This window comes from Microvirga sp. (genome assembly GCF_014699075.1).
Taxonomy (GTDB): domain Bacteria; phylum Pseudomonadota; class Alphaproteobacteria; order Rhizobiales; family Beijerinckiaceae; genus Microvirga.
Genome location: NZ_JACXAB010000005.1, coordinates 192,342 through 218,838 on the forward strand (window position 1 = coordinate 192,342; position 26,497 = coordinate 218,838).

The window sequence follows — 26,497 nt, forward strand, 5'->3', positions numbered from 1 at the left end:
CGCGTTGCCTGATCGGCGAACCGGTCCCCACTTCGCCGGACAGCGCGCTACTCCGCCGCGATCGGCTGCATCGTGCGGGTGGAGCCGAGGTTGTCCAACGACTGCTTGATGTGGAAGCCGAGCGCATCCGCCAGCGGGTTCTCCTCGCCGCGGGCGCGGATGAGGCCGATCTTGCACGAGGGCAGGGCCGGGAAGCCGTCGGAGGGGCCTAAGATCCGCATGCCGGGGCGCACGGCGCTTTCCGGCAGCACGGAGACCGCAAGCCCCGCCAGCACGGCAGCGCCCACGGCGGTGGAATGCCAGCTCACATAGGCGATGCGGAACGGCCGGTCGGCGCTCTCCAGCGCCTCCGTGGCCGAGTGGCGCCAGTCGCAGTTGGGGCGGCCGAGCGCCAGCGGAATCGGGGTCTCCTCGTGCACGCCATGGCGCGATGACGTGACCCATAAAAGCTGCTCGATGCGCACGATCTCGGACGGGCCGCGCCGGTCCACATGGGTGATGATCGCCAGATCGATGTCGCCGTGCTGCACCCGCTCGATCAGGTTGTGCGTGGGCTCGCACATCACCGTCACCTCGGCCTTCGGGTTGGAGCGCGAGAAGCGGGCCAGGATCTCCGGCAGGTAGCGGTCGGCGTAATCGTCGGGAAGCCCGAGGCGCACGCGGCCGGTGAGCTCGTTGTCGTTGAAGGACGCGATGCACTCGGCGTTGAGCCGCACGATCCGGCGGGCGTAATCCAGCAGGCGCTCGCCCTCGTCGGTGAGCTTCGACAGGCGCCCGTCGCGCTCGAAGATCGTCTTGCCGACCCGGTCCTCCAGCCGCTTCATCTGCATGGACACCGCGCTCTGCGTCTTGTGCACGATCTCCGCCGCGCGGGTGAACGAGCCGGTATCGGCAATGGCGACGAACGTTCTCAGCTGGTCAATGTCGAGCAGGTGCATGGCGCAAACCCCATCATCAATCCCATTGATGATACATATCTCAAACAATCGTTTCAAGTGATAGGACGCATCTGGTACAACCTACCTTGTGAAACATAGAAATTTGCTACATAAATCAAAGACTTAGCTGAGGGCTTCTGGCAAGAGCTCTCATTAGGTGCCTTGGAACGTTCCAAGGAAATCCCCTGGAACGGGTCTTGGAACACCCTGGAATACCCTTGGAACGCTTGGAACGCCCGTTCCAGGGCATACGAGGCGTTCCAGGGCTGATGAGCTGACGGTGAGAGCAAGGAGAACAGCGATGAGCAAAACGATACCAGACAGAATGACCTTCACCGGCATGACCGCTCTGGGGCAGTTCGTCCGCTCGCTTGCGGATCTCTCCAGGGCCCTCCGGCACCGTGGGGAGATCAGGCATCTTGCCGAGTTCGATGACCGGATGCTCAAGGACATCGGGCTCACCCGCAGCGATGTGTCCTGCGCTCTGTCGGAGCCGCTTCTGCGGAACCCGTCCTGGGTGTTGGTTCGAAGCGCCGGGCGACACACGCGTGGCGAACGACCTGATCGTTCGAGCCGGCCTGTTCGTCCGGTCGTGCCGATCCTGACGCAGGCGAAGCACTGCGCCTAGGACCTGTCGTCGCCACTCTTGTCGGCGTTGGAAAAGATTGATTGAAGGGACGCGAGGTACTGCATCTGCATCTCGCGTCCTTTCTCCATCATCTCATCGAGGGAAGTGGGCGAGGATTGCGGCTCCGGTTTCGGCGGCTCCGCCGGCGGAGGCATCTGGAAGAAGCCAGCAAACATCTCCTCGAAAGGATTGGCCGGCTTCTTCTCAGGCGAAGCGGCCTTCATCCAGTTCGTCCAGAGATCGGCCCACGGATTGGTGGCTGACGGAACCTGCTGGCTATCCTTCGGCTTAGCGAAATTCTGGAATGCCTGCGTGTGCGCCATCATCCACTGGGATGTCCCCCCTGCCAGGATTCCGGCAAGCACCGGCAGCAATTGCTGCATGGTGTCGGCGCTGATGCCTGCGTAGCCGGCAGCCTGGTGCGCCACGCGTCGGCTGACCTCGTCGGAGCCGAAGATCCGGTCGAGCAGCTGCTGGCCTTGCTCCTGCGCCTGAGGCGTGAAAGGGTTGCCGGCCGCCTGCCAGAAATTCTGATAGGCCCCTCCCATCATGGATTGAAGCACGCGCGTCGGATCGCTCGAGGCCATGGCGTGCTGGAGCCCCATGGCAAAAGCCGGCATGAAGGCCGCCATGGTCCGCTGCGGCTGGTCGTCGGAGAGATTGAACTGCCGTGCGAGCGCATCCAGGGCTGCACTGGTTTGCGCCTGTCGCATTAGATCGAACCAGTTGAACATTGCAGCCTCCTCCAAACAGATGCCCACACCTGACAGTCAGGCGGCAGGAACAGCTTGCCTCTCCAGGCGCCGGATTGTCCAGAACGCCGTGATGATGGCTGCAATGCCGAACGCAACGGAGCCGAGTCCGATGCCGACGAGAGCCCCCTTCGGGCCTGCCATCTGGGCGCCGAAATAGGCGAATGGAATCATGCCGAGGGTCGCGCGGCCCCAGTTGAAGAAGGTCGACAGCAGGGGATGGCCGAGATTGTTGAACGAGGCGTTCGACACCAGGACGAGGCCGATGAACAGCCAGATGAAGCCGCTGAGCTGGCAGAAGAACTGTACGAGCTCGGCCGTCTGCTGGGGGGCATTGAAGGCACGGGTCAGCGGCACCTGCACGAGGAACAGGATGAGCCAGACGCAAGCTACATAGACCACCGTGATGGTGAGGGCATCCTTCAGGATCTGCTTCATGCGATCGTAGCGCTGCGCACCCCAGTTCTGTCCGAGCACGGGGCCGATGGCGCCCGCGAGCGCGAACAGGCCGGCAAAGGCCACCGGCGTTACCCGATCGATGATGGCGGAGGCCGCAATGACCTCGTCCCCGAACCGGGCGACGACGCCCGTGAAGAACGCATTCGCCGCAGGAGCCGCGATGTTGGTCAGGATGGCGGGAATCGCAATGGCCAGGAAGGGCCGCGCATCATGCCGCAATCCCTTCCAGGTGGGGAAGGCCAGCAGATTGTGGATGCGCGTCACATACCGGAAGCTCACATAAGCCGTCACGAACCGCGCGATTCCAATCGTCACCGCTGCGCCGTCCGACCCCATGTCGAGACCGAAGATCAGAACCGGATCGAGAACCACCGTCACGACCGCGATGGACAAGGTGGCGTACATGGCGCGTTTGGCGTCGCCCACGGCGCGCAATACCGTGGAGAGGCCCATGCTGAGTGCCATCACGGCGTTGGACGGCAGTGCGATCCAGAGAAAGCTCAGGGCAACGTCGTAGGTCCGGTCATGTCCGCCCAATGCTTTCAGGATAACGGGGAGCATGAGCAGAACGATCACGCTGACCACGGCAGCAATCAGCGTCATGAGAATGCTGCATGATGTCGCCAGCCGTCGCGCATCATCGGGCCGGCGCGCGCCGAGCGCGCGCGAGACGAGCGCTCCGATGGGGATCATCAGGCCCACATTGATCGAGATGGTGAAGAACATCACCACAGTGGCGAGGCCGACGCCCGCTGTCATGCTCGGATCGTTGAGCCACGAGATGTAGAGGAGCGATACCAGATCGACGATGAAGATCGCCACAAGTCCAGCCGCGCTGGTTCCCGTCATGACGAGCACATGACGCATGGTGGAACCGACGACAAAGCGCGGCGTATCGGCCTTGCGGCCCAATTCTTCCGTCGAAGGACTTGCGTCCATCAAATGACCCCTTCGCCGAGGATGTCGCGTGTCTCAGGGCTGAGAGCCCTCGCCTTGCCGGCGGGAGCCGTGAGCGGCTCGGGGGTAATCTTGGAGCCCACCATGAGTTCCGCTCCACCCATCGTGCCAACCTCCTTTTGCAGGACAAGGCGGGCAATGTCGCGCTTGCGGACATCGTTGGCAGCTTGGGCGGCCATTTCGGGATCCGTCCCGAGTTCCTCCAGGGCCGCGCGCCCGAACACGATGGCGGATTCGAACACTTCACGGATCTGGTAATCCACATCCCGGTTCATGAGCTCGATCGCGTGAATGCGGTCGTAGGCGCGCACGAAGCTGCGGGCGTTCTGGAAATTCTCGTGAATGATCTCAATGATCTTCACCATGGCTTCCTGATTGTCGATGCAGATGCAGATCATCTCGGCCTTCTCGGCGCCTGCTGCGCGAAGCACGTCGAGACGGGTTCCGTCGCCGTAATAGACCTGAAGGCCGAAGCGCCCTGCGTCGCGGATGCGCTCCACATCGCTGTCGATCACCGTCGCCTGGATGCCCTGGGTCAACAGAACCTGGTTCACGATCTGCCCGAACCGCCCGAAGCCGATCACGAGAACGCGGCTCTCGAGCTCGCCTTCGGGAACGTTCAGCCCGTGCAGATCCGGCTCGTCTGCGCCCGCATGATGGTTCCTGAGAAGCCTCTCGATGAGCGTCGACAGGAGCGGCCCCAACAGCATGGTAATGGCGGCAAGGGCGGTCAGCGGCTGCGCCTCGGCTGGCGACATGATGCCGAGGCCTGCCGCGACCGGGATCAGCACGAATGCGAATTCGCCGGCCGTGCACAGAATCGTGCCGGACCGCAGACCGTCGCGCCAGCTTGCGCCGAACAGCCGCGACAGGACCGCGATGATGAAGGTTTTGCCCAGGAGAACGACAGGAGCTGCAAGGGCGAGCATCACCCACTGCTCGCGGACGAGGGCAAGATCGATCGACATGCCCACGCTCATGAAGAAGAGGCCCAGCAGCATGCCGCGGAAGGGCTCGATATCGGCCTCCAGCTGGTGCCGGAAATTGGATTCGGCGAGCAGCAGGCCTGCCAGGAAGGCGCCCATGGCCATGGACAGGCCGACCTCCTGCATGAGGAGCGCCGCGCCGAGCACCACAAGCAGGGCCGATGCGGTCATGACCTCACGGGCACCGCTGCGGGCGAGAATGCGGAAGAAGGGGTTGAGCCCGTAACGGCCGATCAGCACGACGGCAGCGATACCGAGGAGCGCTATGCCAACCGCCAGAAGGCTGTCCGTGAGAGAGCCCTGGTCCCCAACCCGCGAGGCCAGCAGCGGCAGAATGGCCAGGAGCGGAACGACAGACAGGTCCTGAAACAGCAGGATCGCGAAGGAGCGCTGGCCATAGGGCGTCGGCAGATCGTTGCGCTCCCCCAGCATCTGGAGAGCGATGGCCGTGGCCGAGAGCGCGACGGCAACGCCGGTCACAAAGGAGGCCGGCGGCGAGAATCCGATGGCCATGGCCGCAGCGCCGAGGAGGATCGCCGTGATCGTCAGCTGGGCAAAGCCGAGACCGAAGATGTCGCGCTTCATCTCCCAGAGATGGGACAGCTTGAGCTCAAGCCCGATAATGAAGAGCAGAAGTACCACCCCGAGCTCGGCCACGGTCGCAATCGTCTGCGGATCCTCCACCAGGCTCAGGCCAGACGGCCCGATGGCGACACCGGCCGCCAGATAGCCGAGCACTGCGCTCAAGCCCAAGAGCCGGAACACCGGCACGGCCACGACCGCGGCCCCGCAGAAGGTCAGGATGGGTGGAAGAAAGCTGACGTGGGATGCGGTGGATGCCATGGGGATCAAAGGTGGTGAGGGACTGTTGCACCGTTGTAGGGATTCTTGGTCGCAGGCGCGAGCGTTTCTTGATGGGGCCCAAGTCTGTTTCGTGCCGCATCGCACGCTCTATTCCCTCCCCCTTGCGGGGAGGGGCAGGGGTGGGGGTGGTGAGACTGGGTGTGCGACCTATTCAGTCAGGCGCTGTATTGACAGGTCACTCTATGGAGCAGACACAGCGCTCCGACTTTTCGACCCCCACCCCGGTCGCTGCCGCGACCACCCCTCCCCGCAAGGGGAGGGAGCAGCGCATCATCCCCGCCGCGAATAAGCGTCGCTCCCGCTTGACAGGAGGGGCCTCGTCTCGCCACATCGCCTCATCATGACGAAGCCACCCCTCGACATTCTGCTCTGTGCCCCGCGCGGCTTCTGCGCCGGGGTCGTCCGTGCCATCGATGCTGTCGAAAAGGCGCTGGCGATCCATGGGGCACCGGTCTATGTGCGCCACGAGATCGTGCACAACAAATACGTGGTGGAAAACCTGAAGCGGAAGGGTGCCGTCTTCGTCCGGGAGCTCGATGAGGTGCCCGATACGGATGCCCCGGTGATCTTCTCGGCCCATGGCGTCGCCAAGTCGGTGCCCGAGGCGGCTCAGGCCCGCAACCTGTTTGCCATCGACGCCACCTGTCCGCTGGTGACCAAGGTCCACCGGGAGGCGCAGGTCCATTTCAAGCGTGGCCGTCACATCATCCTGATCGGCCATGCCGGCCACCCCGAGGTCGTCGGCACCATGGGCCAGCTGCCCGAAGGCGCCGTCACCCTGGTCGAGACCGTGGACGACATTGCCCGGCTTGAGCCGATAGACCCCACCAATCTCGCCTTCGTGACCCAGACAACCCTGTCCGTGGACGATACTCAGGACATGGTGTACGCCCTCAAAGGCCGCTTCCCCTCCATCGTTGGACCGCACAAGGAAGACATCTGCTACGCCACCACCAACCGGCAGGGCGCCGTCAAGCGGGTGGCCCCGCAGGTCGAGGCCATGATCGTGGTGGGCTCGCCCAATTCCTCCAACTCCCAGCGCCTGCGGGAGGTCGCGGAGCGCGAGGGCTGCCCCGTCGTCCGCCTGATCCTGCGGGCCGAGGACATCGACTGGAGCCTGTACGGCAACATCCGGAGCCTCGGCATCACGGCAGGCGCCTCCGCGCCTGAGGTCCTGGTGGAGGAGATCATCGATGCCTTCGCCGAGCGCTACACGGTCTCCGTCGAGAGTGTGACGACGGCGGACGAGAGCGTGTTCTTTCCTTTGCCGCGCGAGTTGCGTGAGCAGGCGGCGGAGTAAACGGTGGCGGTCTATACGGAAGTCAGCGACGAGGAGCTCTCAGGCTTTCTCGAAACCTACGATATCGGCACGGTACTCTCCTACAAGGGCATCGCCGAGGGGGTGGAGAACACCAATTATTTCCTCCACACCACGAAGGGCTCCTACATCCTGACCCTCTACGAGAAGCGGGTGCGGGAGGCCGATCTGCCCTTCTTCCTCGGCCTGATGCAGCATCTGGCCCGCAAGGGGCTGAACTGCCCGCTGCCGGTAAACAACCGACGGGGCGAGCCCTTGGGCCGGGTTTCCGGGCGGCCCGCCGTCATCATCACGTTCCTGGAAGGCATCGCGGTGCGTCGCCCGACGGCCCAGCATTGCGGGGCCCTCGGCGGCGCCTTGGCGCGGCTGCACCTGGCGGGGCAGGATTTCGATGGGCACAGGCCCAATGCCCTCACCGTTGAGGCCTGGGCGCTGCTCTTCGCCCAGGCCGAGGCCCAGGCCGATACAGTCTCCCAAGGCTTGGTTGAGCGGACCCGGCGGGAGCTGGCGAATCTCGAGGCCTCCTGGCCCCGTGGCCTGCCCTCCGGCATCATTCATGCGGATCTCTTCACCGACAACGTGTTCTTCATCGGTTCCGAGGTGTCGGGGCTCATCGATTTCTATTTCGCCTGCACGGATGCCTTCGCCTATGACGTGGCCATCTGCCTGAATGCCTGGTGCTTCGAGATCGACGGCTCGTTCAACCTCACCAAGGGCCAAGCCATGCTGGCGGGCTATCAGGCTGTGCGCCGTCTGAATGCGGAGGAGGTCGAGGCGCTGCCGACTCTCTGCCGCGGCTCGGCCATGCGCTTCATGCTGACCCGGCTGGTGGACTGGCTCAACGTGCCGCCGGGCGCGCTGGTGAAGCCCAAGGATCCGCTGGAATATGACCGCAAGCTCAACTTCCACCGGCATGTGAAACACGCGCGAGAATATGGACTTGAAGCATGAGTGATACCAAGCGCGTGATGATCTATACCGACGGCGCCTGCTCGGGAAATCCCGGGCCAGGCGGCTGGGGCGCGATCCTGCTCTTCGACGGACGCGAGAAGGAAGTTTCCGGCGGGGAGGCGCATACCACCAACAACCGCATGGAGATCCGGGCCGCCATCGAAGGGCTGAACGCCCTCAAGCGCGCCTGCGCGGTCGATCTGTTCACGGATTCCCAGTATGTGCGCCAGGGCATCACCCAGTGGATGCACAACTGGAAGCGGCGCGGCTGGCGCACCGCCGACAACAAGCCGGTGAAGAACGAGGATCTCTGGCGGGAACTGGACGAAGCGGCTTCCCGCCACGACGTCGCCTGGCACTGGGTGAAGGGCCACGCGGACGACCCGATCAATATCCGCGTCGACGAGCTGGCGGTGGCTGCGATGCAGCCGTTCAAGAAAAACGGCCGGAGGGCGAGCGCCTAGCCCTCCGACCGTTAAGGATCAGAGATCCTTCAGAAGGTTCTCGGCGCCGGAATGCTGCGCCTTGGAGGGGGCGTCCTCCACGTTCAACGCCTGCACCACGCCGTCCTCGACCACCATGGAATAGCGCTGCGAGCGGGTGCCGAGGCCGAAGCCAGCCCCGTCCATGGACAGGCCGATGGCCTTGGCGAAATCCGCATTGCCGTCGGAGAGGAACTCGATGCCTTCGGCCTCGGAGGCCTTGCCCCAGGCTTCCAGAACGAACACGTCGTTGACCGAGGTCACGAGGATCGCGTCGACACCCTTGGCCAGGATCTCGTCCTTCTTCTGCACGTAGCCGGGCAGGTGGTTGCGATGGCAGGTAGGCGTGAAGGCGCCGGGGACGGCGACGAGAACCACCTTCCGGCCCTTGAAGAGGTCGTCCGTGGTCTTCGCCACGGGTCCATCGGATGTCATGACGCGGAAGGTAACCTGGGGCAGGCGTTCGCCGACCTGAATGGGCATGGATGGTTCTCCAAAGCTATGCCGTTGAATGCATGATTCCTAGCGCGGCAGGCCCCCCGCGTCGAGGCTGACTTCCGTCTCGATGGCCTTGTCCCCGGCCACCAGCGTCAGGCGCACGGGAACGGAGCCTGAGGCGTCCTTGGGCTTCTCCTCGACCGTGACGGTGAAGCGGTCGCCGTCAACCGGATGGGAGGTGGACAGGAACCAGTTCTCCGGTCCCTCGGGGAAGAGGGCGGGCTTCGTGCCCGGCGGCGCCCGGACGGTAACCGCAAAGGCCGGCTTGTCCTGGGCGAGGGGAGCGACGGACAGGATCGACAGATCGGCCTGGGCTCCCAAGGCTTGAGGGAGGGGAACCTTGGCCAGGGCTGTCTCGATGGCTTTGCGTTCGGAATCGGCGCCGGTTAGATCCAAGGTCATGTCCGCATGGGCCGGGATGCAGATGTCGTTGCAGACCCCGTATTCCAGCGCCAGGACGAGCTTGACAGGCTTTGCCGGATCCTTGGCCTTCACGAGGATCGGGATCACGGCCTGCTTGCCGTAGACATAGGCGACGCCTGCCGCATCCACATGCCGCTTGGGGGCAGGCCACCGGATCTCGGTGCTCGCCACGTTCTCCGATCCCGACCAGTCGAACCGTGGTGGCAGGCCGGAATCGCCCGGATTGCGCCAGTAGGTCTTGAAGCCCTGGTCGAGGGTGATCTCGACTCCGGCAAGCCAATGCTCTCCATGCTGCCCTCCACCGATCAGGCGGGCCCGGGAATGGAACCCTTGGGTTGAGGCGGAAGGCTTGACGGGTTGCGCGACGGCTGCGGCAAAGGACAAAACACAAAAAAACGCAACCGAAGCGGCGCGGAACATGGATGCCATGGAACTGACGCCTCCCTGAGGCACTTCACTTATGCGTTTATTCTCGGGTCTGCCATCCACGATCCTGTGATCGGGCGGGCGAGCCCGGCAAGGCAGATTGTAGGATATGGGCTCTCACCTTTCACCATACGGCACTGATTCAACCTACCTCGACGGGCAGCTTCTCGTGGCGATGCCGGGGATGATGGACGAGCGTTTCGCCCGGGCCGTCGTCTTCATCTGCGCGCATTCGTCGGAGGGGGCGATGGGCATCATCCTCAACCGCCCTGCCGCCAACGTGACCATGCCCGACCTGCTGGTTCAGCTTGAGATCGTTCCCGAGGTGGAGCGCATCCGCCTGCCGCAGAAGGTAGGGACCATGCAGGTGCTCATGGGCGGCCCGGTGGAAACGAGTCGCGGCTTCGTGCTCCATTCGCCTGATTTCCACCTGGCTCAATCGACCCTGCCCATCGACGACGGCATCTGCCTGACGGCCACCATCGACATCCTGCGCGCCATCGCGGCCGGCCGCGGACCCGAGAACGCCGTACTGGCGCTGGGCTATGCCGGCTGGGGTGCGGGCCAGCTGGAGATGGAGCTGCAGGCCAACGGTTGGCTCAACACGCCGGCCGATGCGGAAATCGTGTTCAACACGGCCGCCGACGTGCGCTACGAGATGGCCCTGCGCCGGATCGGTATCGAGCCCGCCATGCTGTCCATGGAGGCCGGCCACGCCTGATCAGGCCGCCGCTGGGGCAGCTCCCACCAGCTGGCGCGCCTGGAGCGTCGACATAGGCTCGCCGAACACGGGACCCTGGGCGTATTCGCACCCGAGCTGGTAGAGCTCGATCGCCTCGGATTCGCTCTCCGCACCTTCCGCCACGATCTCCATGCCGAGCTCGTGCGCCATCTTGACGATGGAGCGCAGGATGACGGGCCTGCCGCCCGCCATCTGGCGCACGAAGGACTCGTCCACCTTGATCGTGTCGAACGGGAAGCGCTGCAGGTAGGCAAGCGCCGAATAGCCCGTGCCGAAATCGTCGAGCGACAGGCCGGCGCCGAGGTCGCGCAGGCGCGACAGCATCTGGGCCGAGTATTCCGGGTTCTCCATCACGAGGCTCTCGGTCATCTCGATCTTGAGCGTGCCGGGAATGACGCCGGAGCGGGCGATCACGGTCTTCACATCCTGCAGCAGATCGTGGCGCAGCAGATGGTGGCTCGACATGTTGACGCTGGCGAAGATCGGCGGCTCCACCTCAAGGGCGTTCTGCCAGGCGGCAAGCTCACGGCCGGTCTGCTCGAGCAGGAACACGCTCAGCTTGACGATGAGACCCGTCTCCTCGGCAATCGACATGAAGTCCTCGGGGCCAACACGTCCGAGGCGCGGATGATCCCAGCGCAGCATCGACTCGAAGCCCGCGATGGTCCGGTCCTCCAGGCGCACGATCGGCTTGAACAGCACCTTCATCTCGCCCCGGTCGAGGGCGTGGCGAAGGTCGGTTTCCATGGTGAAATGATCGCTGCGGTCGGACCGCATGGTGGGCCGGAACACCTCGATCCGGTCGCCGCCGTTGCGCCGTGCATGAGCCATGGCGATCTCGGCGTTGCGCAGCACCTCCTCGCGCCGCGCGGCGATCTGCGGGTCATGCAGCGCGATGCCGATGGACGCGGTGAGGAAGAACTCCCGCTCGGAGTAGGTGAACGGCGTCGTGACCACGCGCCGGACCATGTCGGCAAAGGAGATGATGCGGTCGGTCTCCCGCTCGGAGAGCAGGATGATCGCGAACTCGTCGCCCGAGATGCGCGCCAGGGTGTCCTGCGGCTTCAGCAGACGGCTGAGGCGCCGCGACAGGGTGAGCAAGATCGAGTCGCCGGCCGCATAACCAGCGGTGGCATTGGCGTCCTTCAGCTTGTCGATGTCGATGACGACAACGGTCGGACGCAAGTTATCATCCTGGCTGGCGAAGGTGAGGGCCGCCTCCAGACGATCATAGAAAAGCTGCCTGTTCGGCAGGCTGGTCAGGTTGTCGTGCACGGCGTCGTGCAGCAGACGCTCCTCCGCGGTCTTGCTGTCCATGACATCGGCAAGCGTGCCGACGATGCGCAGCACCTCGCCGTCCGAGCCGATCACCGGGCGGGCCCGGAGGCGGAACCAGTTGTGGGCGCCTGTTGACGAACGCAGGCGGAAATCCTGGGTCAGGCGCCCGCGGCGCTGCTCGATGACCGCATCGAGGGCGAGCCGGTAGCGGTCCTTGTCGAAGGGATGGATCAGGTCGAGCCAGGCGGAGGCGGGACCTTCCAGGGAGCCGCGCTTGAGCCCGAGCTGATGCTCGACCTCGGGGCTGACGAAGATGTTGTCCGAGACCACGTCCCAGTCGAACACGATGTCGCCGGCACCCGTAAGGGCCAGCGCCCGGCGCTCCGTGTCGTTGACGAAGCCGCGCGCGAAGCCCCCGCCCGCGAAGGCATGCTGCATGACCGTGAAGCCGATGAGCATGACGACCAGGACGAGGCCGCCGACGAGGGCAGGGGGAACGAGATCGGAGGAGAGCTGGCCCACCACGGTGAAGCTCGCCGCCGTCACCCAGGCCACCAGGAGCAGCCAGGTGGGCACGAGCATGACGGCGCGGTCGTAGCCGTGCGTCGCCAGATGGATCACGAGCACGAAGCCGATGCCGGCCACCGCCGCGATGGACATGCGCGCCACGCCAGAGGCCATGGGAGGATCGACGATGGCCAGCGCCATCAGGCCGCCTAGGAACAGGAGCCAGAACGCCGTGACGTGGCTGTAGCGCACGTGCCAGCGGTTGAGGTTGAGATAGGCGAAGAGGAAGACGAGGAGCGTTGCGGCGAGCACCGCCTCGGCGCCGGCGCGGTAGATCTGCTCGGTGGCTTCCGTGATCGGGAAGACGCGCTGGAAGAAGCCGAAATCGATGCACGCATAGGCGAGCACCGCCCAGGCGAGCGCTGCGGCCGCCGGGAAGATCAGGGCGCCCTTCACCACGAACACGATGGTGAGGAACAGGGCGAGGAGGCCCGCGATGCCGATGATGATCCCTTTGTAGAGCGTCAGGCCGTTGACCCGGTCCTTATAGGCTTCCGCATCCCAAAGATGGACCTGGGGCAGGTTGTCGGAGCGCAGCTCCGCCACGAAGGTGACGGTGGTGCCGGGGTCGAGGGTAATGAGGAAGAGGTCGGCATCCTCGCTGTCGTCGCGTTCCGGCCGGATGCCCTGGCTCGCGGTGATCGCCGCGATGCGGGTCGCGCCGAGATCAGGCCAGATGACCCCGGAGCCGGTGAGGCGGAAATGCGGCGCGACCAGAAGGCGCTCGATCTGCTCGTCGGTGTCGTTGGTGAGCGCGAAGACCATCCAGTCCGGCCGGGTGCCGGTCTCGCGCGCCTTCACGGCGATGCGGCGCACGATGCCATCTCGTCCGGGAGCGGTGGAAATGCGGATCTCGTCCCCGTCCGAGTTGTAGCGCTCGATGGCCGGGGTGAGGTCGATGGCCTTCATCTTGGGATCGACGCGCACGGACTCGACGGCCCAGCCGGCTGTCGGCCAGGCGAGCCCCAGGAATGTCGCCAAAAGAAGGGTTATGGCGAAAGATACGATCCGCAATGCTTCGGTCTTTCGTCCGGTACTAAGACAATGGAACAGGATTGGTACCGGTCAGGAGGCTTGAGAGCAAGGCAGAGCCGGAACAGGCCCCCACTTGTCCGCAGGACTCATTGGTTATTGTTACCAGCGGGCCATGGGGTGCGTTTGCGGCGGGATTGAGGAGAATCAAGCGTGACCTAAAGGCAGGCGCGGCAGAAAATCAGCCGCGCAGCCCGGACGCGATGCTCTCCAGCGACGGCAGCGCCTTGATGGGACCGATGGCCGCCATCGTGGGCGCACCCTGCAGGAGCGCGCGGCCCGCCTCGCGCACATGCTCCACCTCGAGGGCATCGACCTTGCGGACGATCTCCTCGCTGTCGACCACCCGGCCCCAGGACAGGAGCTGACGGGCCACGCGTTCCATGCGGCCGCCCGGCGTCTCCAGGGCCGTGAGCAGGGCCACCTTCATCTGCGCCTTGGCGCGGATCAGCTCGATCTCGCTGATGTCCCCCGTCGCCTGGACCATGCAGGCGAGCGTCACGTCCATCAGCTCGCGCACGTCCGAGCCCGCCGTTCCGGCACCGATCCCGAAGAGGCCGCAATCGGAGAAGGGCCAGTGGAAGGAATCGATGGAATAGGCGAGGCCCCGGGTCTCGCGTACTTCGTGCCAGAGCCGCGAGGTCAGGCCACCGCCCAGCATATGGGCGAATAGGTGTGCGGCGTAGTAGTTCGGGTCCTTGAACGAGAGCCCCGGCAGACCGAGCACCAGATTGGCCTGTTCGAGCTTGCGGGAGATCCGCCGCTCGCCGCCGGTATAGCGGCCTGCCTCGGGCTGGCGCGCCTCTACAGCCGGCATGGCGCCGAACAGGCGCTCGGCCAGGTCGACGATCTGGGCATGCTCCACATCGCCGGCAGCCGCCAGCACCATCTTGCCCGGGGTGTATTCCCGCGCGAGAAATGCGCGGATCGTCGCTTCGTCGAAGCTCTTGATGGTCTCCGGCGTGCCGAGGATCGGGCGGCCGACCGCCTGGCCCGCAAAGGCGGTTTCCATGAAGGCGTCGTAGATGAGATCGTCCGGCGTATCCTCGACGGCGGCGTATTCCTGCAGGATCACGCCCTTCTCGCGGGAAAGCTCGCCCGCGTCGAAAGCCGAGTGGATGAGGATGTCGCCGAGCACGTCGAGGGCAACGTCCACGTTCTCGCCGAGAACGCGGGCCGTGTAGCTCGTGTATTCGACGCTGGTGGCCGCATTGATGTCGCCGCCTACGTTCTCGATGTCCTCGGCGATCTGCCGGGCGGAGCGCCGGGCCGTGCCCTTGAACGCCATGTGCTCGATGAGGTGCGACAGGCCGTGCTCATGCGGCTCTTCATGGCGCGAGCCGGTGCCGACCCAGACGCCCAGCGTCGCGGTGGCGATCTCGGGCATCTGCTCGGTGGCGACCATGAGTCCGTTGGACAGGGTGGTGATGTCGATCCGCTTCTCGCGGACGAAGTGCTGGTTCATGCGGCAGCGCCTTTGACCGCCCGCGCGCGCTCACGGATGAAGCGCTCGACCGCAGCCTGGTCGTTGGGAAGAACGGTGAAGCTCTCCTTGCGCTCCATCAGATCCGCCATGTGCGGCGGAAGTGCGGGGCGCACGCCCGTCGCGCGCTCGACCGCATCCGGGAACTTCGCCGGATGGGCGGTGGAGAGGGCGACCACGGGCGTTTCGGGATTCTGCTTCAGCAAGGCGCGGGCGGCGCGGGTGCCGACGGCGCTGTGCGGGTCGAGCACGTAGCCGGTGCTGCGATAGGTCCCGGCCATTTCTGCCAAGACGTGATCCTCATCGACGGCCTGGGCCGAGAACTCCTCGCGGATGCGCGCCAGCGGCTCCGCGTCGATCAGGAAGGCGCGGGACTGGTGGAGGCTCGCCATGAGGCGGCGGACCGCCTCGCCATTCCGACCGTAAGCCTCGAACAGCAGACGCTCGAAATTGGACGAGATCTGGATGTCCATGGAGGGCGAGGTCGTGGGATGCACGCCCTTCATCTCGTAGGTGCCGGATCCTAGCGTGCGGGCCAGAATATCGTTGGCATTGGTGCCGATCATCAGCCGCTCGATGGGCAGGCCCATGCGCTTGGCCACCCAACCGGCGAGAATGTCGCCGAAATTGCCTGTTGGAACCGAGAACGACACCGGACGGTGGGGGGCGCCCAGCGCAACGGCGGCGGTGAAATAGTAGACGACCTGCGCCGCCACGCGGGCCCAGTTGATTGAGTTCACGCCCGACAGCTGCAGCTCATCGCGGAAGCGGGCATGGTTGAACATGCCCTTCACCATGGTCTGGCAATCGTCGAAGGTGCCTTCCACCGCGAGCGCATGGACGTTGGGCGAGGCCACTGTCGTCATCTGCCGGCGCTGTACGTCCGACACGCGGCCATGCGGGTAGAGGATGAAGATGTCGACCTGATCGAGACCCTTGAAAGCTTCCACAGCCGCGCTGCCGGTGTCGCCTGAGGTCGCGCCCACGATGGTCGCGCGGGCGCCGCGGGCCTTCAGAACGTGGTCCATGAGGCGCCCGAGCAGCTGCATGGCCACGTCCTTGAAGGCGAGCGTAGGGCCATGGAAAAGCTCGAGCACGAACAGGTTGTCGCCGAGCTGTGTTAGCGGGCAAACGGCCGCGTGACGGAACGAGGCGTAGGACTCGTCGATCATGCGTGACAGTGCTGCTTCCGGGATGTCGCCGTCGACGAGCGGCCCGAGCACGGCTTTCGCCACTTCCGCATAAGGCTTGCCGGCGAAACTGCCGATGGTTTCCGTGGTCAAGGTCGGCCAGCTTTGCGGCATGTACAGGCCGCCGTCCCGGGCGAGGCCGGTCAGCAGGGCGTCAGTGAAACCGAGCGCCGGGGCTTCTCCCCGGGTCGAGACATGGAGCAATGTCGATCTCCTGGAAATTCGGCCGGACATTAGGAGCCGCAGCCGGAGACGGCAAGCCGCATCCGGTCGCAGAGTTCAAGGTTTTATCCGGGCCATCGCATAGGCATCGGCAAAGGCGCCGCCCCGGAAGGCGAAATCCTTGTGTGTGCCCTCAATGTCGAAACCGTTGCGCTTGTAGAGTGCGATCGCCGGCGCATTGTCCACATAGACGGTCAGTTCGATACGACGCAGGTTCATCCAGTCGTCGGCGATCATGATGATCTCGCGCAGCAGCCGGGAGCCGATGCCCCGACCGTGGAAATCGTCGTGCAGGCCCATGCCGAGATAGGCCACGTGCGAGCGGCGGCCCTGGTGGCGCTCGAAGCCACCATTGCCGATGATCTGTCCGTCCTTCTCCACCACGAGACTGACATTGTTCGTTGGGTTGATGCCCTCAAGCCATTTCCGGGTGGCCTCGGGCGTCTGGTGGGGCAGGCGCAAGGTGCCCCAACGATAGCCGGGCATGTTGCCGAGTGCCGCGATGCCATCGCAATCGCTCGGGCGCGCCGCGCGGATGACGATGTCGTCGGTGGGACTGGGTGGGTGAAGTTCAGGTTGAATGTCCATATCGCTCTCCTCTGGATGAAGGCGGAGGCGAACGGAACTCTTCAAGAAGCCCTGCTCGTCTCCGCAGGGCTTCGGGGTATGCTCGACGCTTGTCCTAGACGCGCAAAGCCTCTCCCGTACGCCCTGCAAGGCGCATGGTGAGATGGGTTACGGTCGTGAGAAGCGTGAACATGAGCGTAGAATAGCTCCGCTCGGCTGAAATGACAAACGTCCTATGTCAGCTCGTTTGAATCTGGCCCCTTCAGGCGCCGCAAGGCAAAGGCCGCGAAGACGCCGATCAGGGTCAGCGCGATGCCATACCAGGTCACCGCGTATTGCAGGTGGCTGTTCGGCAGGGTCAGGGGCGTCTGCCCGCCCCGCGGCCAGCCGCCGGGATTGGGGCTCGCATTGGCGTCAATCAGGAACGGAGCAACCCGCTCGAGGTTGCGGGCTGCCGCCATTCCTTGAGGATCGCGGGCGAACCATTGGTTGCGGGCAGGATCGTCATCGGGCGTGAACGCATTGCGGATCTCGGGCGCCCGCACGAGGCCGGTGACCATGACCTCTCCCTGGGGCTGGCCCTCGGGACGAGTGGCCGGATCGCGCAGGTCCGTCGGCACGAAGCCGCGGTTGATCATCACGACGGCGCCGGTGGCAAGCTTGAGAGGCGTGATTACGTAATAGCCCTGGATCGGCGCGCCCTGCCGTTCGCCACGGGCGAGGCCGTAAACCGGCGCTTCGAACTCATGAAGGAAGGCGCCGGTTACCCGGACTTTCCGGAACTCGTCCTGGTCGGCGCGCCAGCTGGGCCATTCCGCTTCGGGCAGAATGGCGCCGGGCTCGCCATAGGCGCGGGTCTCGATCTGCGCGATCAAGTCCTCCTTCCAGGCCTTGCGCTGGAGCTGCCAGGTGCCGAGGCCGATTAGGATGGCGAGCGCCATCAGGGCCGCTAGGCCCGGAATAATAAGGGATCGGCTCTTGTGCAGGCGGGAGGCGGTCACTTCTCGAAGCGTCCTTCCTCGGCCTTGTGGTGGTATTGCAGGTTCATCAGAACGCCCTTGAGCGGACGCACCAGGAGGAGGCTCAAGATGATGCTGAGAGCCGTCCACATGACGAGGTGGAGCCAGATCGGCGGCTCGTAGGTGAACTCGGTCCACAGCGCCAGGGCCACCACGACGATTCCGACAAACGACATCACGAAAAACGCCGGGCCATCGCCAGTGTCAGTAAAAGCGAGGTCGAGGCCGCAGACCTCGCATTTCGGCTGCACCGTGAGGAAGCCCTTGAACACATGCCCCTTGCCGCAGCGGGGGCAGAGCCCCTTGAGGCCGGTGGTGATGGGCGAGGGGGCAGACGGATCATGAGCCACGGCTTTTCTCCAGATTGGTCCGGCGGGGCTGGCATCGGACCCAAAAGTGGATTCCACTTTTGGGACCCATCCGATGTTCCCTTCTTAGAAGAGCGCATCGTTCGGTACGGAAAACCGGGGCCACTTTTCCGCACGATGCGCTGACAGATGGTGTCGCAACCCCGAAAATGCGAAGGGCGGCCGTGAAGCCGCCCCTGCTGATTGATTATCCGCCAAGCGGTTTAGTGGCCGGCTCCGCTTCCGCCGTAGCCCCACACATAGATGGCGGCGAAGAGGAAGAGCCACACCACGTCGACGAAGTGCCAGTACCAGGCGGCGAACTCGAAGCCGAGATGCTGCTGGGGCGTGAAGTCGCCGCGATAGGCGCGCAGCAGGCAGATGGCCAGGAAGATCGTGCCGATGATCACGTGCGCGCCGTGGAAGCCCGTCGCCATGAAGAAGGTGGCGCCGTAGATGTTGCCGCTGAAGCCGAAGGCCGCGTGGCTGTACTCGTAGGCCTGCACGCAGGTGAAAACGAAGCCGAGGATCACCGTAAGCCACAGGCCCATCTTCAGGCCCTGGCGGTCATTGTGCAGGAGCGCATGGTGCGCCCAGGTGACCGTGGTGCCGGAGGTGAGCAGGATCAGGGTGTTGAGAAGCGGCAGGTGCCAGGGATCGAAGGTCTCGATGCCCTTCGGAGGCCACACGCCGCCAAGCGACTCGATGCGCGAGTAGAGCTGCGGGTCGCCGGCATAGAGAGCGGCGTCGAAATAGGCCCAGAACCAGGCGGCGAAGAACATCACCTCGGAGGCGATGAACATGATCATGCCGTAGCGGTGGTGAAGCTGGACCACCCGGGTGTGCGAGCCGGTGTTGGCTTCCTTCACCACATCGGTCCACCAGGCGAGCATGGTGTAAAGAACGCCGATGACGCCCGCGCCGAAGACGATGGGACCGAGGTCCATCCCGGCGATGTGGATGTCCTTCCACCAGGTCACGAACCCGGAGGTCAGCAGGAACGCGCTGACCGCGCCGATGAGCGGCCACGGGCTCGGTTCAAGGATGTGGTAGTCGTGATTCTTGGCGTGGGCCTCGGCCATTTCGTGTCGTCTCCGTGCCTCGAAGGTGAACTCGCTTTAAGACGTTTCCGCTTAAGTTGTCACGTGTCTTATTGAGAGATGGGGGTGGTGGATGATGTCACCTCCGCCACCGGCTTGCCCCCCTTGGAGGGGAAGTAGGTGTAGGAGAGGGTGATGGATGAGAGGTCCTTCACGTCGCGGTCCCCCGCCAGGCGGGGATCGACGTAGAAAACGACCGCGGATTCCAGGGTTTCTCCCGGCTGCAGGGTCTGCTCGGTGAAGCAGAAGCATTCGAGCTTGGAGAAGTAGGTGCCGGCCAAGTCGGGCTGCACGTTGTAGGTTGCAATGCCCGTCGTCGGCTTGTCGCCCTTGTTGGTGACCTTGTAGAGAACGGTCGTGGTCTCGCCGAGCTTGACCTTGACCTCAGGGGTTTCCGGCGCGAAGCGCCAGTTCAGGCCGGGCGCCACATTGGAGTCGAACCACACCGAGATCGTCCGGTTCACCACCTGGGAGCCGTTGCTGTCGACCGCGACAGGCGTGCCGCCGAAGCCGGTGACCTTGCAGAAGAGGTCGTAGAGGGGCACGGACGCGTAGGCGAGGCCAACCATTCCCACGACGAGGCCCACGCAGGCGAAGGCCGTGCGGTGCATCTTGCGTTGGATGTGCGGATTCTCAGCCATGTCCAAACCTCACATGGGACGCTGCAGAACGCCCGGTCCGAGCTTCGCGATCGTGACCACGTAGAACAGAACCACGAGCACTCCGAGGGTGAGCGCCAGCGCGAGCGAACGCGTGCGGCGGCGCTTCTGTTCCTCAGGGGTGAGGCTCCGTGATGACTTTTGGTCCGCCATGGCGCTACCCAAACACCGGCCGGAAGAAGCCGAAGCCGTGCTCCACGAGAAGGGTGGCGAAGAGCAGGAAGAGATAGAGGATCGAGAAGCCGAAGAGCTGCTGGGCCACCCGCATGGCAGGCTCGCCCTGGCGCAGGCGGTAGACCTGGAGGGCCAGCGCCAGCATGCCGAAGCCGCCGACGAGCGAGATGATGGCATAGGCCAGCCCGCCGAAGCCCAAGGCGACCGGAGCCATGCCCAGCGGGGCGAGCAGGATCGTGTAGGCGAGGATCTGGAAACGGGTCGCGTCCGGGCCCGCCACGTTCGGCATCATCGGGATGCCGGCGCGCTGGTAGTCGCCCGACTTGACGAGAGCGAGCGCCCAGAAGTGAGGCGGCGTCCACATGAAGATGATGGCGAACAGCACGATGCTGTCCAGGGCCACGTGACCCGTGACGGCCGCCTGCGCGACGATCGGGGGGAGGGCGCCCGCCGCACCGCCGATGACGATGTTCTGCTGCGTCGTGCGCTTCAGCCACATGGAATACACGACCACGTAGAAGAAGATCGTGAAGGCAAGGAGGCCTGCGGCCAGCCAGTTGCTGACGAGGCCGAGGATGATGACCGAGCCGACGGAAAGCGTCACCCCGAAGGCCAGGGCCTCGCCGGGCTGGATCTTGCCGGCCGGAATCGGGCGCTTGGCCGTGCGGGTCATGATCGCGTCGATATCCGCGTCCCACCACATGTTCAGGCACCCGGAGGCGCCGCCGCCGACGGCGATCATGAGGAGCGACACGAAAGCCACGATGGGGTGAACGTTGGACGGGCTGACGACCATGCCGACGAGCGCCGTGAAGACGACCAGAAACATCACCCGCGGCTTCAGGAGGGCGAAGAAGTCGGACACGTCACCCTGCGACAGGCCTGCCGTGGCAAGGCTCTCGACGTGGGTTTCGGCCAGAGAGTTCGACATGGTGCTCATCACAAAATTCCGAAATGCCGTGACGAGGCCGAAACGGCCTCCAATGGTCGGCTCCTCGCCGGAAGGCTTGAACTCGTGCAAGCCCTCTGGGGAGGAGCCGGGCGGCGATGGCCGCCCAGCTCAGCTGTCTTAGTGGTGCGTGTCGATGACGCGCGGCAGGGTCTCGAACTGGTGGAACGGAGGCGGGGAGGACAGGGTCCATTCCAGCGTCGTCGCACCTTCGCCCCACGGGTTCGCAGCAGCCTTTTCCTTGCGGATGAAGGCATAGACCACGCCGAACATGAAGATGAAGAGGCCGGCGAAGAACACGTAGCCGCCGATGGACGACACGAGGTTCCAGCCCGCGAAGGCGTCCGGGTAGTCCGCGTAGCGGCGCGGCATGCCCGAGAGCCCGAGGAAGTGCATCGGGAAGAACAGCACGTTGGAGCCGATGAAGGCGACCCAGAAGTGCAGCTTGCCGATCCACTCGGGCATCACGTAGCCGGTGATCTTCGGGAACCAGTAGTACATGGCCGCGAAGATCACGAAGACCGCGCCGAGCGACAGGACGTAGTGGAAGTGGGCCACCACGTAGTAGGTGTCGTGCATGTAGCGGTCGACGGGCGCGTTCGCGAGCACGACGCCGGTGACGCCGCCGACCGTGAACAGGAACACGAAGCCCACGGCCCACTGCATGGCCGCCGTGAAGCGGATGGAGCCGCCCCACATGGTGGCGATCCAGGAGAACACCTTCACGCCGGTGGGAACCGCGATCACCATGGTGGCGAACACGAAGTAGGCCTGTGTCTGGAGCGAGAGGCCGACGGTGTACATGTGGTGCGCCCACACGACGAAGCCGACCACGCCGATCGCCACCATGGCGTAGGCCATGCCGAGATAGCCGAAGATCGGCTTCTTGGAGAAGGTGGAGATGATGTGGGACACGATGCCGAAGGCCGGCAGGATCATGATGTACACTTCGGGGTGGCCGAAGAACCAGAACAGGTGCTGGTAGAGCACCGGATCGCCACCGCCCGACGGATCGAAGAAGGTGGTGCCGAAGTTGCGGTCGGTGAGCAGCATCGTGATCGCGCCCGCGAGAACCGGCAGCGACAGGAGCAGCAGGAACGCGGTCACCAGCATGGACCAGGCAAACAGCGGCATCTTGTGCAGCGTCATGCCCGGAGCGCGCATGTTGAGGATCGTGGTGATGAAGTTGATTGCGCCCAGGATCGACGCCGCACCGGCAAGGTGCAGGGCGAAGATGCCGAAGTCGAGCGCGGGGCCCGGATGGCCGACGGTGGAGAGCGGGGGATACACGGTCCAGCCGCCGCCGAAGCCGAGCGAGCCCGGAGCGCCCTCGACGAAGAGCGAGCAGAGCATCAGGGCGAAGGCCGAGACGGTGAGCCAGAACGAGATGTTGTTCATCCGCGGGAAGGCCATGTCGGGCGCGCCGATCATGATCGGGATGAACCAGTTGCCGAAGCCGCCGATCAGGGTGGGCATCACCATGAAGAACACCATGATGAGGCCGTGGCCGGTCACGAAGACGTTGTAGGCCTGCGGATTCGAGAAGTACTGGAGGCCCGGCTCCTGCAGCTCCAGGCGCATGCCGATGGAGAGAAGGCCGCCGATGATGCCGGCCGTGAAGCCGAAGATGAGATAGAGCGTTCCGATGTCCTTGTGGTTCGTCGAGTAGAACCACCGGCGCCAGAAGCTCGGAAGGTGATCGTGGTGATCCGCGTGAGCGGCATCAGCTGCATGTGCCATGATAGACCTCTATGGTCCTTCTTTCAGATTACTGAGCGGTCGCGAGCTTGGTCGGAGCCGGGCTGTCCGTGGAAGCATAACGCTGCTTCGCCTCGGTCAGCCAAGCGGCATATTGTTGCTCGCTCACGACGCGGATTTCGATGGGCATGTAGGGATGTCCGTTGCCGCAGAGCTCCGAGCACTGGCCGTAATACACGCCTTCCTTCTCAGCCTTGAACCAGGTCTCGTTCAGGCGGCCCGGAATGGCATCGACCTTGATATAGAAGGACGGCAAGGCAAAGGCATGAAGCACGTCGGCCGAGGTCACCTGGACCCGCACGACCTTGCCCACCGGCACGACCATCGCGTTGTCGGCGGCGAGCAGGCGCGGCTGGTCGGGCTTCCGGTTCCCGTCTTCGGGGATCATGTTCGAATCGAACTTGAAGCCGCCACCCTGATCGGCCGGGTACTCGTAGCCCCAGTACCAGGAATAGCCGGTCGCCTTCACCACCAGGTCGGCCTGCGGCGGCACGAGCTGCTCGCGCAGCAGGCGGAAGGACGGAATGGCGATCGCCACGAGGATCAGCACCGGGACGATGGTCCAGGCGACTTCGAGCAAGGTGTTGTGGGTGGTCTTCGAGGGGGCCGGGTTCTTGTTCTCGTTGAAGCGCGCAACGATCACGAGAAGCAGCGCCAGCACGAAGAGGCAGATCGCGGCCATGAGCCAGGTTAGGTAGGTGTGAAAGTTGGACACGCTCTGTCCCAACTCGGTCACCATCTCCTGCATGCCGGTTTCCCATGGGGAGGGCTGCCCGGCGGCGGCCCACGCCTCACTTATGCCCAACACAAGTGCGACCGCTGCCGTGGAGAGGGCGGTCACCGATCGACGTCCAGTCTCGATCCGCATCGGCGTTCCAAAGCTCCTAAAGATGTGATGGCCCAGGGCCATGAAAGCATCGGGGACAGCGCGGGCGTGCGAAGAACGGCGCCCGGCTTGCGCCATCACCTTTGATCTGCGTCAAAGACCACAGGACGCGCGGAAGCGCAACGGTAGAAGCGTTCCAAACTGTGCGTCATAACCGCCAAAACGCGTTTCAGCCTTCCAAAGCGGCCCTGTCGCTTGACATTGCGCCCCCTGACATGGTCCCAACGGGCCAAAGTTGTAGTTGGAGCGGCGGCATGCCGCGACCCTTGGTAAGGGTTGAAGGAATGGAGAAACCGATGGGCGCATCGCAATGGGTTCGCCATAGCGCGGCAGCTTTCCTGGGGCTGGCAGCCCTGCTCGGCGCCAGCAGCGCGGGCGCTCAGGGGATGGTGAGGAACACCTTCGGCGACTGGCAGATGCGGTGCGAGACCCCGGCCGGCGCCACCGCCGAGCAGTGCGCCCTGGTGCAGAACGTCGTTGCGGAGGACCGCCCCAACGTCACCCTCGTGATTATCATGTTGAAAACCGCCGATGGCAAAAGCCGCCTCCTGCGCGTGGTGGCGCCTCTGGGTATTCTGCTGCCCTCAGGGTTAGGCCTGAAGATCGACCAGACGGATATCGGCCGCGCCGGCTTCGTGCGCTGCCTGGCATCGGGCTGCGTCGCCGAGGTCGTCATGGAGGACAACCTGATCAACCAGATGAAGACCGGCCAGCAGGCCACCTTCATCGTCTTCCAGACGCCCGAGGAGGGGATCGGGATTCCCGTGTCGCTGAACGGGTTCGCGGCCGGGTTCGATGCCCTTCCGTAAACGATGAAGAGAGGGTGGGGGACAGAAATGAACAAGGGATTGAACCGCTGGGCCGGACGGGCCTTCGTCGTGCTCGGGATCTCGGCCCTGGCCGGCTGCGGAGCGCCGGGCGAGGGCGGGTTCGGTGTCGGCGACATGCTGCTTACGGCCGGAACGACCCAGACGCCGCGTCAGGCTGCCGAGACCCGCGACGTCTATTGCCCGACCGTCGATGTCATGGATGGCGGCTCGGTCATCCGGTCCGGCGATGCGGGCTCCGTGCGCAGCCAGATCGCCCTGGGCGACCTTGCCCGTGAATGCGTCGGCCAGCCGGACGGCAGCACCCTCGTGAGGGTCGGCTTGGAAGCCCGGGCGCTTCTCGGCGCAGGCGGATCGGCCGGCCGCTATGACGTTCCGGTCCAGATCGTCGTCAAGGACGGCTCGACCGTCTTCGCCAACCGCTCCCGCCGGGTTGCGGCCGCAATCCCGGCCGGCCAGACCCAGACGACCGTCTCGATCGTCGAGGAAGGCATCGTGGTTCCGGCTGCGTCGGCCAACAACTTCGAGATCGAGGTCGGTCTCGGTACCCGTGCGACGGTCGGACGCCGCGGCTAAACCTTAATAGAGGACGGCCGCGCCTGCTCTCTGGTTGAGGGGAGCGGCCAGCACCTTGTCGATCCGGCGCTCGTCGAGGTCGATCACCTCGAAGCGCCAGCCGAAGGTCTCCACGTGTTCGCCCGTGGTCGGCAGGTGCTGCAGCTCGCTGATCACCAGGCCGCCCACCGTGTGATAGCTGCGGGTCTCGGGCAGGGTCACGCCGAGGATCTCGGCCATCTCGTCCACCGGCATGGAGCCGGCGAGCAGCCAGGAGCCATCCTCGCGCCGGACGGCGTCGGGTTCCGGCGCCTCGCCGTCGGACCGGAAGGCGCCGACGATGGCCTCCAGGGCATCGGCCGGGGTCACGACCCCTTCGAAATGACCGTATTCATCATGGACGAGGGCCATGGGGACTTCGGCGTCCCGCAGGATTGCCAGAGCATCGAGCGCATAGAGCGTGTCGGGAATGACCGGCGCCTGCTGCAGGTGCTTGCGGATCTCGAGGGGCTGGCCGGACAGCATGGCGGCCAGAAGCTCTCGCGACTGAACGACGCCGATTACGTTGTCGGGGGTGCCTTCGCTCACCGGCAGGCGCGAATGAGGGGTCTCGATCAGCAGCTGGCGGATCGTTTCCTCGCTGTCCTCGGTATCGATCCAGTCCACGTCCGTCCGGGGCGTCATGAGACCGCGCACGGTCCGGTCGCCGAGGCGCAGCACGCCCGAGATCATGCGGCGCTCCTCCTCCTCGATGACGCCCGCGCTTTCGGCCTCGCCGACGAGCATCTTGATCTCCTCTTCTGTCACGGTCGAGGAATCGTCGGACTTGGTGCCGAAGAGGCTGAAGATCAGGGTGGTGGAGGCATTCAGAAGCCAGACGGCCGGGGCTGCCACCTTCGAGACGATCAGCATTACCGGGGCCATGGCGCAGGCGATGCCCTCCGGGTGGCGCAGGGCCAGCTGCTTGGGTACGAGCTCGCCGACCACGATGGACAGGTAGGTGATGATGCCGATGACGATGCCGTAGCCGAGAGGCTCGGCCGCACCCTCGGGCATGCCCTGGCCCAGGAAGATGTCCCTCAGCCGGCTGCCCAAAGCCGCGCCCGAGAAGGCGCCGGCCAGGATGCCCACCAGGGTGATGCCGATCTGGACCGTGGAGAGGAAGCGGCCCGAATCCTCCATGAGGGTGAGGGCCGTGTTGGCGCCGGAACGGCCCTGCTCGGCCATGGCCTTCAAGCGAGGCCGGCGGGCTGACACGATGGCAAGTTCGGAAAGAGCGAAGACGCCGTTAAGGGCGACGAGAGCGAGAGCGATGATCAGTTCGAGCAACGATGCGTGGAGCTGCTGACCGGATCAGGCCGCGCTTCTCCCCTTCTGTGACAGATGGCCCCTAAGATGGAGCCTCACGGGCGTGGCGTCAATTAAAGGGTGAACAGGCCGGCCTTGCTTTGTTGACAGGA

26 protein-coding genes are annotated in these 26,497 nt (G+C 64.7%); 7 read left to right on the forward strand and 19 right to left on the reverse strand.

Annotated features, from left to right (window positions below):
• Positions 1–47: 47 nt before the first annotated feature.
• Complete coding sequence (locus tag IC232_RS10600) at positions 48–938, reverse strand: LysR substrate-binding domain-containing protein (RefSeq protein ID WP_190844891.1); 891 nt, start codon at positions 936–938, stop codon at positions 48–50.
• Positions 939–1,239: 301 nt separating this feature from the next.
• Here IC232_RS10600 and IC232_RS10605 point away from each other — a divergent pair, with 301 nt between their 5' ends.
• Positions 1,240–1,566 carry a DUF1127 domain-containing protein gene (locus IC232_RS10605; protein WP_190844892.1) on the forward strand — a complete coding sequence of 109 codons (327 nt, stop codon included), beginning with the start codon at positions 1,240–1,242 and terminating at the stop codon, positions 1,564–1,566.
• Here the strand turns inward: IC232_RS10605 and IC232_RS10610 are convergent.
• The 3 genes from IC232_RS10610 to IC232_RS10620 are packed head-to-tail and all read right to left on the reverse strand — an operon-like array spanning position 1,563 to position 5,563.
• Positions 1,563–2,300 carry a DUF937 domain-containing protein gene (locus IC232_RS10610; RefSeq protein WP_190844893.1) on the reverse strand — a complete coding sequence of 246 codons (738 nt, stop codon included), beginning with the start codon at positions 2,298–2,300 and terminating at the stop codon, positions 1,563–1,565. The genes IC232_RS10605 and IC232_RS10610 overlap by 4 nt on opposite strands.
• A gap of 36 nt (positions 2,301–2,336) precedes the next feature.
• Positions 2,337–3,716: an MATE family efflux transporter gene (locus IC232_RS10615; RefSeq protein ID WP_190844894.1), complete on the reverse strand. Its 1,380-nt coding sequence runs from the start codon at positions 3,714–3,716 to the stop codon at positions 2,337–2,339.
• Positions 3,716–5,563: a monovalent cation:proton antiporter-2 (CPA2) family protein gene (locus tag IC232_RS10620; protein ID WP_190844895.1), complete on the reverse strand. Its 1,848-nt coding sequence runs from the start codon at positions 5,561–5,563 to the stop codon at positions 3,716–3,718. The genes IC232_RS10615 and IC232_RS10620 overlap by 1 nt, the downstream gene beginning before the upstream one ends.
• Positions 5,564–5,924: 361 nt before the next feature.
• Here IC232_RS10620 and ispH point away from each other — a divergent pair, with 361 nt between their 5' ends.
• From ispH to rnhA, 3 genes are read left to right on the forward strand one after another with little or no spacing between them, the layout of a single operon-like run.
• Complete coding sequence (ispH, locus tag IC232_RS10625) at positions 5,925–6,884, forward strand: 4-hydroxy-3-methylbut-2-enyl diphosphate reductase (protein WP_190844896.1); 960 nt, start codon at positions 5,925–5,927, stop codon at positions 6,882–6,884.
• A gap of 3 nt (positions 6,885–6,887) precedes the next feature.
• Positions 6,888–7,853: a homoserine kinase gene (locus tag IC232_RS10630; RefSeq protein ID WP_190844897.1), complete on the forward strand. Its 966-nt coding sequence runs from the start codon at positions 6,888–6,890 to the stop codon at positions 7,851–7,853.
• Positions 7,850–8,317 carry a ribonuclease HI gene (gene rnhA, locus IC232_RS10635; protein WP_190844898.1) on the forward strand — a complete coding sequence of 156 codons (468 nt, stop codon included), beginning with the start codon at positions 7,850–7,852 and terminating at the stop codon, positions 8,315–8,317. Before IC232_RS10630 ends, rnhA begins: the two co-directional genes overlap by 4 nt.
• An 18-nt stretch (positions 8,318–8,335) precedes the next feature.
• Here rnhA and IC232_RS10640 read toward each other — a convergent pair whose 3' ends face one another.
• On the reverse strand, positions 8,336–8,818 hold the full coding sequence (locus IC232_RS10640) for a peroxiredoxin (protein WP_190844899.1): 483 nt from the start codon (positions 8,816–8,818) through the stop codon (positions 8,336–8,338).
• 39 nt (positions 8,819–8,857) lie between these two features.
• The gene (locus IC232_RS10645) at positions 8,858–9,685 is read right to left on the reverse strand and encodes a protein-disulfide reductase DsbD domain-containing protein (protein ID WP_190844900.1); all 828 of its coding nucleotides are present in this window, start codon (positions 9,683–9,685) and stop codon (positions 8,858–8,860) included.
• A 106-nt stretch (positions 9,686–9,791) separates the two neighbouring features.
• On the opposite strand from IC232_RS10645, the gene IC232_RS10650 reads away from it, so the two are divergent.
• Positions 9,792–10,403, forward strand: a complete 612-nt coding sequence (locus IC232_RS10650) for a YqgE/AlgH family protein (protein WP_190844901.1) — start codon at positions 9,792–9,794, stop codon at positions 10,401–10,403.
• Here IC232_RS10650 and IC232_RS10655 read toward each other — a convergent pair whose 3' ends face one another.
• The 12 genes from IC232_RS10655 to coxB form a co-directional block, all read right to left on the reverse strand.
• A complete protein-coding gene (locus IC232_RS10655; RefSeq protein WP_190844902.1) occupies positions 10,404–13,283 on the reverse strand; it encodes an EAL domain-containing protein in 2,880 nt (959 codons plus the stop codon).
• A 199-nt stretch (positions 13,284–13,482) separates the two neighbouring features.
• Positions 13,483–14,766: a M16 family metallopeptidase gene (locus IC232_RS10660; protein WP_190844903.1), complete on the reverse strand. Its 1,284-nt coding sequence runs from the start codon at positions 14,764–14,766 to the stop codon at positions 13,483–13,485.
• Positions 14,763–16,178: a threonine synthase gene (thrC, locus tag IC232_RS10665; protein ID WP_190844904.1), complete on the reverse strand. Its 1,416-nt coding sequence runs from the start codon at positions 16,176–16,178 to the stop codon at positions 14,763–14,765. Before thrC ends, IC232_RS10660 begins: the two co-directional genes overlap by 4 nt.
• A 75-nt stretch (positions 16,179–16,253) precedes the next feature.
• A complete protein-coding gene (locus IC232_RS10670; RefSeq protein WP_190844905.1) occupies positions 16,254–16,784 on the reverse strand; it encodes a GNAT family N-acetyltransferase in 531 nt (176 codons plus the stop codon).
• Positions 16,785–16,996: 212 nt separating this feature from the next.
• Positions 16,997–17,704: an SURF1 family protein gene (locus IC232_RS10675; protein ID WP_190845056.1), complete on the reverse strand. Its 708-nt coding sequence runs from the start codon at positions 17,702–17,704 to the stop codon at positions 16,997–16,999.
• A gap of 56 nt (positions 17,705–17,760) precedes the next feature.
• Positions 17,761–18,132, reverse strand: coding sequence for a DUF983 domain-containing protein (locus tag IC232_RS10680; RefSeq protein ID WP_190844906.1), 372 nt, complete (start codon positions 18,130–18,132; stop codon positions 17,761–17,763).
• Positions 18,133–18,353: 221 nt separating this feature from the next.
• Positions 18,354–19,211 (reverse strand): cytochrome c oxidase subunit 3, encoded by an 858-nt coding sequence (locus IC232_RS10685; protein WP_190844907.1) that lies wholly within the window; start codon positions 19,209–19,211, stop codon positions 18,354–18,356.
• 68 nt (positions 19,212–19,279) lie between these two features.
• Positions 19,280–19,870, reverse strand: coding sequence for a cytochrome c oxidase assembly protein (locus IC232_RS10690; RefSeq protein ID WP_190844908.1), 591 nt, complete (start codon positions 19,868–19,870; stop codon positions 19,280–19,282).
• A gap of 9 nt (positions 19,871–19,879) precedes the next feature.
• Complete coding sequence (locus tag IC232_RS10695; RefSeq protein WP_190844909.1) at positions 19,880–20,041, reverse strand: hypothetical protein; 162 nt, start codon at positions 20,039–20,041, stop codon at positions 19,880–19,882.
• 4 nt (positions 20,042–20,045) lie between these two features.
• Positions 20,046–21,002, reverse strand: a complete 957-nt coding sequence (locus IC232_RS10700) for a heme o synthase (protein WP_190844910.1) — start codon at positions 21,000–21,002, stop codon at positions 20,046–20,048.
• A gap of 129 nt (positions 21,003–21,131) precedes the next feature.
• Complete coding sequence (ctaD, locus tag IC232_RS10705) at positions 21,132–22,751, reverse strand: cytochrome c oxidase subunit I (protein WP_190844911.1); 1,620 nt, start codon at positions 22,749–22,751, stop codon at positions 21,132–21,134.
• Positions 22,752–22,779: 28 nt separating this feature from the next.
• Positions 22,780–23,637, reverse strand: coding sequence for a cytochrome c oxidase subunit II (gene coxB, locus IC232_RS10710; RefSeq protein ID WP_190844912.1), 858 nt, complete (start codon positions 23,635–23,637; stop codon positions 22,780–22,782).
• Positions 23,638–23,951: 314 nt separating this feature from the next.
• Between coxB and IC232_RS10715 the strand changes: the two genes are divergently transcribed.
• Both IC232_RS10715 and IC232_RS10720 read left to right on the forward strand, forming a co-directional pair.
• Complete coding sequence (locus tag IC232_RS10715; RefSeq protein ID WP_190844913.1) at positions 23,952–24,464, forward strand: invasion associated locus B family protein; 513 nt, start codon at positions 23,952–23,954, stop codon at positions 24,462–24,464.
• A 27-nt stretch (positions 24,465–24,491) separates the two neighbouring features.
• The gene (locus tag IC232_RS10720) at positions 24,492–25,058 is read left to right on the forward strand and encodes a hypothetical protein (protein ID WP_190844914.1); all 567 of its coding nucleotides are present in this window, start codon (positions 24,492–24,494) and stop codon (positions 25,056–25,058) included.
• Between the two features lie 3 nt (positions 25,059–25,061).
• Here the strand turns inward: IC232_RS10720 and IC232_RS10725 are convergent, their stop codons facing one another.
• Positions 25,062–26,366 (reverse strand): hemolysin family protein, encoded by a 1,305-nt coding sequence (locus IC232_RS10725; RefSeq protein WP_190844915.1) that lies wholly within the window; start codon positions 26,364–26,366, stop codon positions 25,062–25,064.
• Positions 26,367–26,497 lie beyond the last annotated feature (131 nt).

Coding starts and splice junctions, on each gene's coding strand:
- IC232_RS10600 (WP_190844891.1), bottom strand. CDS start 938: ATGCACCTGCTCGACATTGACCAGCTGAGAACGTTCGTCGCCATTGCC.
- IC232_RS10605 (WP_190844892.1), top strand. CDS start 1,240: ATGAGCAAAACGATACCAGACAGAATGACCTTCACCGGCATGACCGCT.
- IC232_RS10610 (WP_190844893.1), bottom strand. CDS start 2,300: ATGTTCAACTGGTTCGATCTAATGCGACAGGCGCAAACCAGTGCAGCC.
- IC232_RS10615 (WP_190844894.1), bottom strand. CDS start 3,716: ATGGACGCAAGTCCTTCGACGGAAGAATTGGGCCGCAAGGCCGATACG.
- IC232_RS10620 (WP_190844895.1), bottom strand. CDS start 5,563: ATGGCATCCACCGCATCCCACGTCAGCTTTCTTCCACCCATCCTGACC.
- ispH (WP_190844896.1), top strand. CDS start 5,925: ATGACGAAGCCACCCCTCGACATTCTGCTCTGTGCCCCGCGCGGCTTC.
- rnhA (WP_190844898.1), top strand. CDS start 7,850: ATGAGTGATACCAAGCGCGTGATGATCTATACCGACGGCGCCTGCTCG.
- IC232_RS10640 (WP_190844899.1), bottom strand. CDS start 8,818: ATGCCCATTCAGGTCGGCGAACGCCTGCCCCAGGTTACCTTCCGCGTC.
- IC232_RS10645 (WP_190844900.1), bottom strand. CDS start 9,685: ATGGCATCCATGTTCCGCGCCGCTTCGGTTGCGTTTTTTTGTGTTTTG.
- IC232_RS10650 (WP_190844901.1), top strand. CDS start 9,792: ATGGGCTCTCACCTTTCACCATACGGCACTGATTCAACCTACCTCGAC.
- IC232_RS10660 (WP_190844903.1), bottom strand. CDS start 14,766: ATGAACCAGCACTTCGTCCGCGAGAAGCGGATCGACATCACCACCCTG.
- IC232_RS10670 (WP_190844905.1), bottom strand. CDS start 16,784: ATGGACATTCAACCTGAACTTCACCCACCCAGTCCCACCGACGACATC.
- IC232_RS10675 (WP_190845056.1), bottom strand. CDS start 17,704: ATGGCGCTCGCCATCCTAATCGGCCTCGGCACCTGGCAGCTCCAGCGC.
- IC232_RS10685 (WP_190844907.1), bottom strand. CDS start 19,211: ATGGCCGAGGCCCACGCCAAGAATCACGACTACCACATCCTTGAACCG.
- IC232_RS10690 (WP_190844908.1), bottom strand. CDS start 19,870: ATGGCTGAGAATCCGCACATCCAACGCAAGATGCACCGCACGGCCTTC.
- IC232_RS10695 (WP_190844909.1), bottom strand. CDS start 20,041: ATGGCGGACCAAAAGTCATCACGGAGCCTCACCCCTGAGGAACAGAAG.
- IC232_RS10700 (WP_190844910.1), bottom strand. CDS start 21,002: ATGAGCACCATGTCGAACTCTCTGGCCGAAACCCACGTCGAGAGCCTT.
- ctaD (WP_190844911.1), bottom strand. CDS start 22,751: ATGGCACATGCAGCTGATGCCGCTCACGCGGATCACCACGATCACCTT.
- coxB (WP_190844912.1), bottom strand. CDS start 23,637: ATGCGGATCGAGACTGGACGTCGATCGGTGACCGCCCTCTCCACGGCA.
- IC232_RS10715 (WP_190844913.1), top strand. CDS start 23,952: ATGGGCGCATCGCAATGGGTTCGCCATAGCGCGGCAGCTTTCCTGGGG.
- IC232_RS10720 (WP_190844914.1), top strand. CDS start 24,492: ATGAACAAGGGATTGAACCGCTGGGCCGGACGGGCCTTCGTCGTGCTC.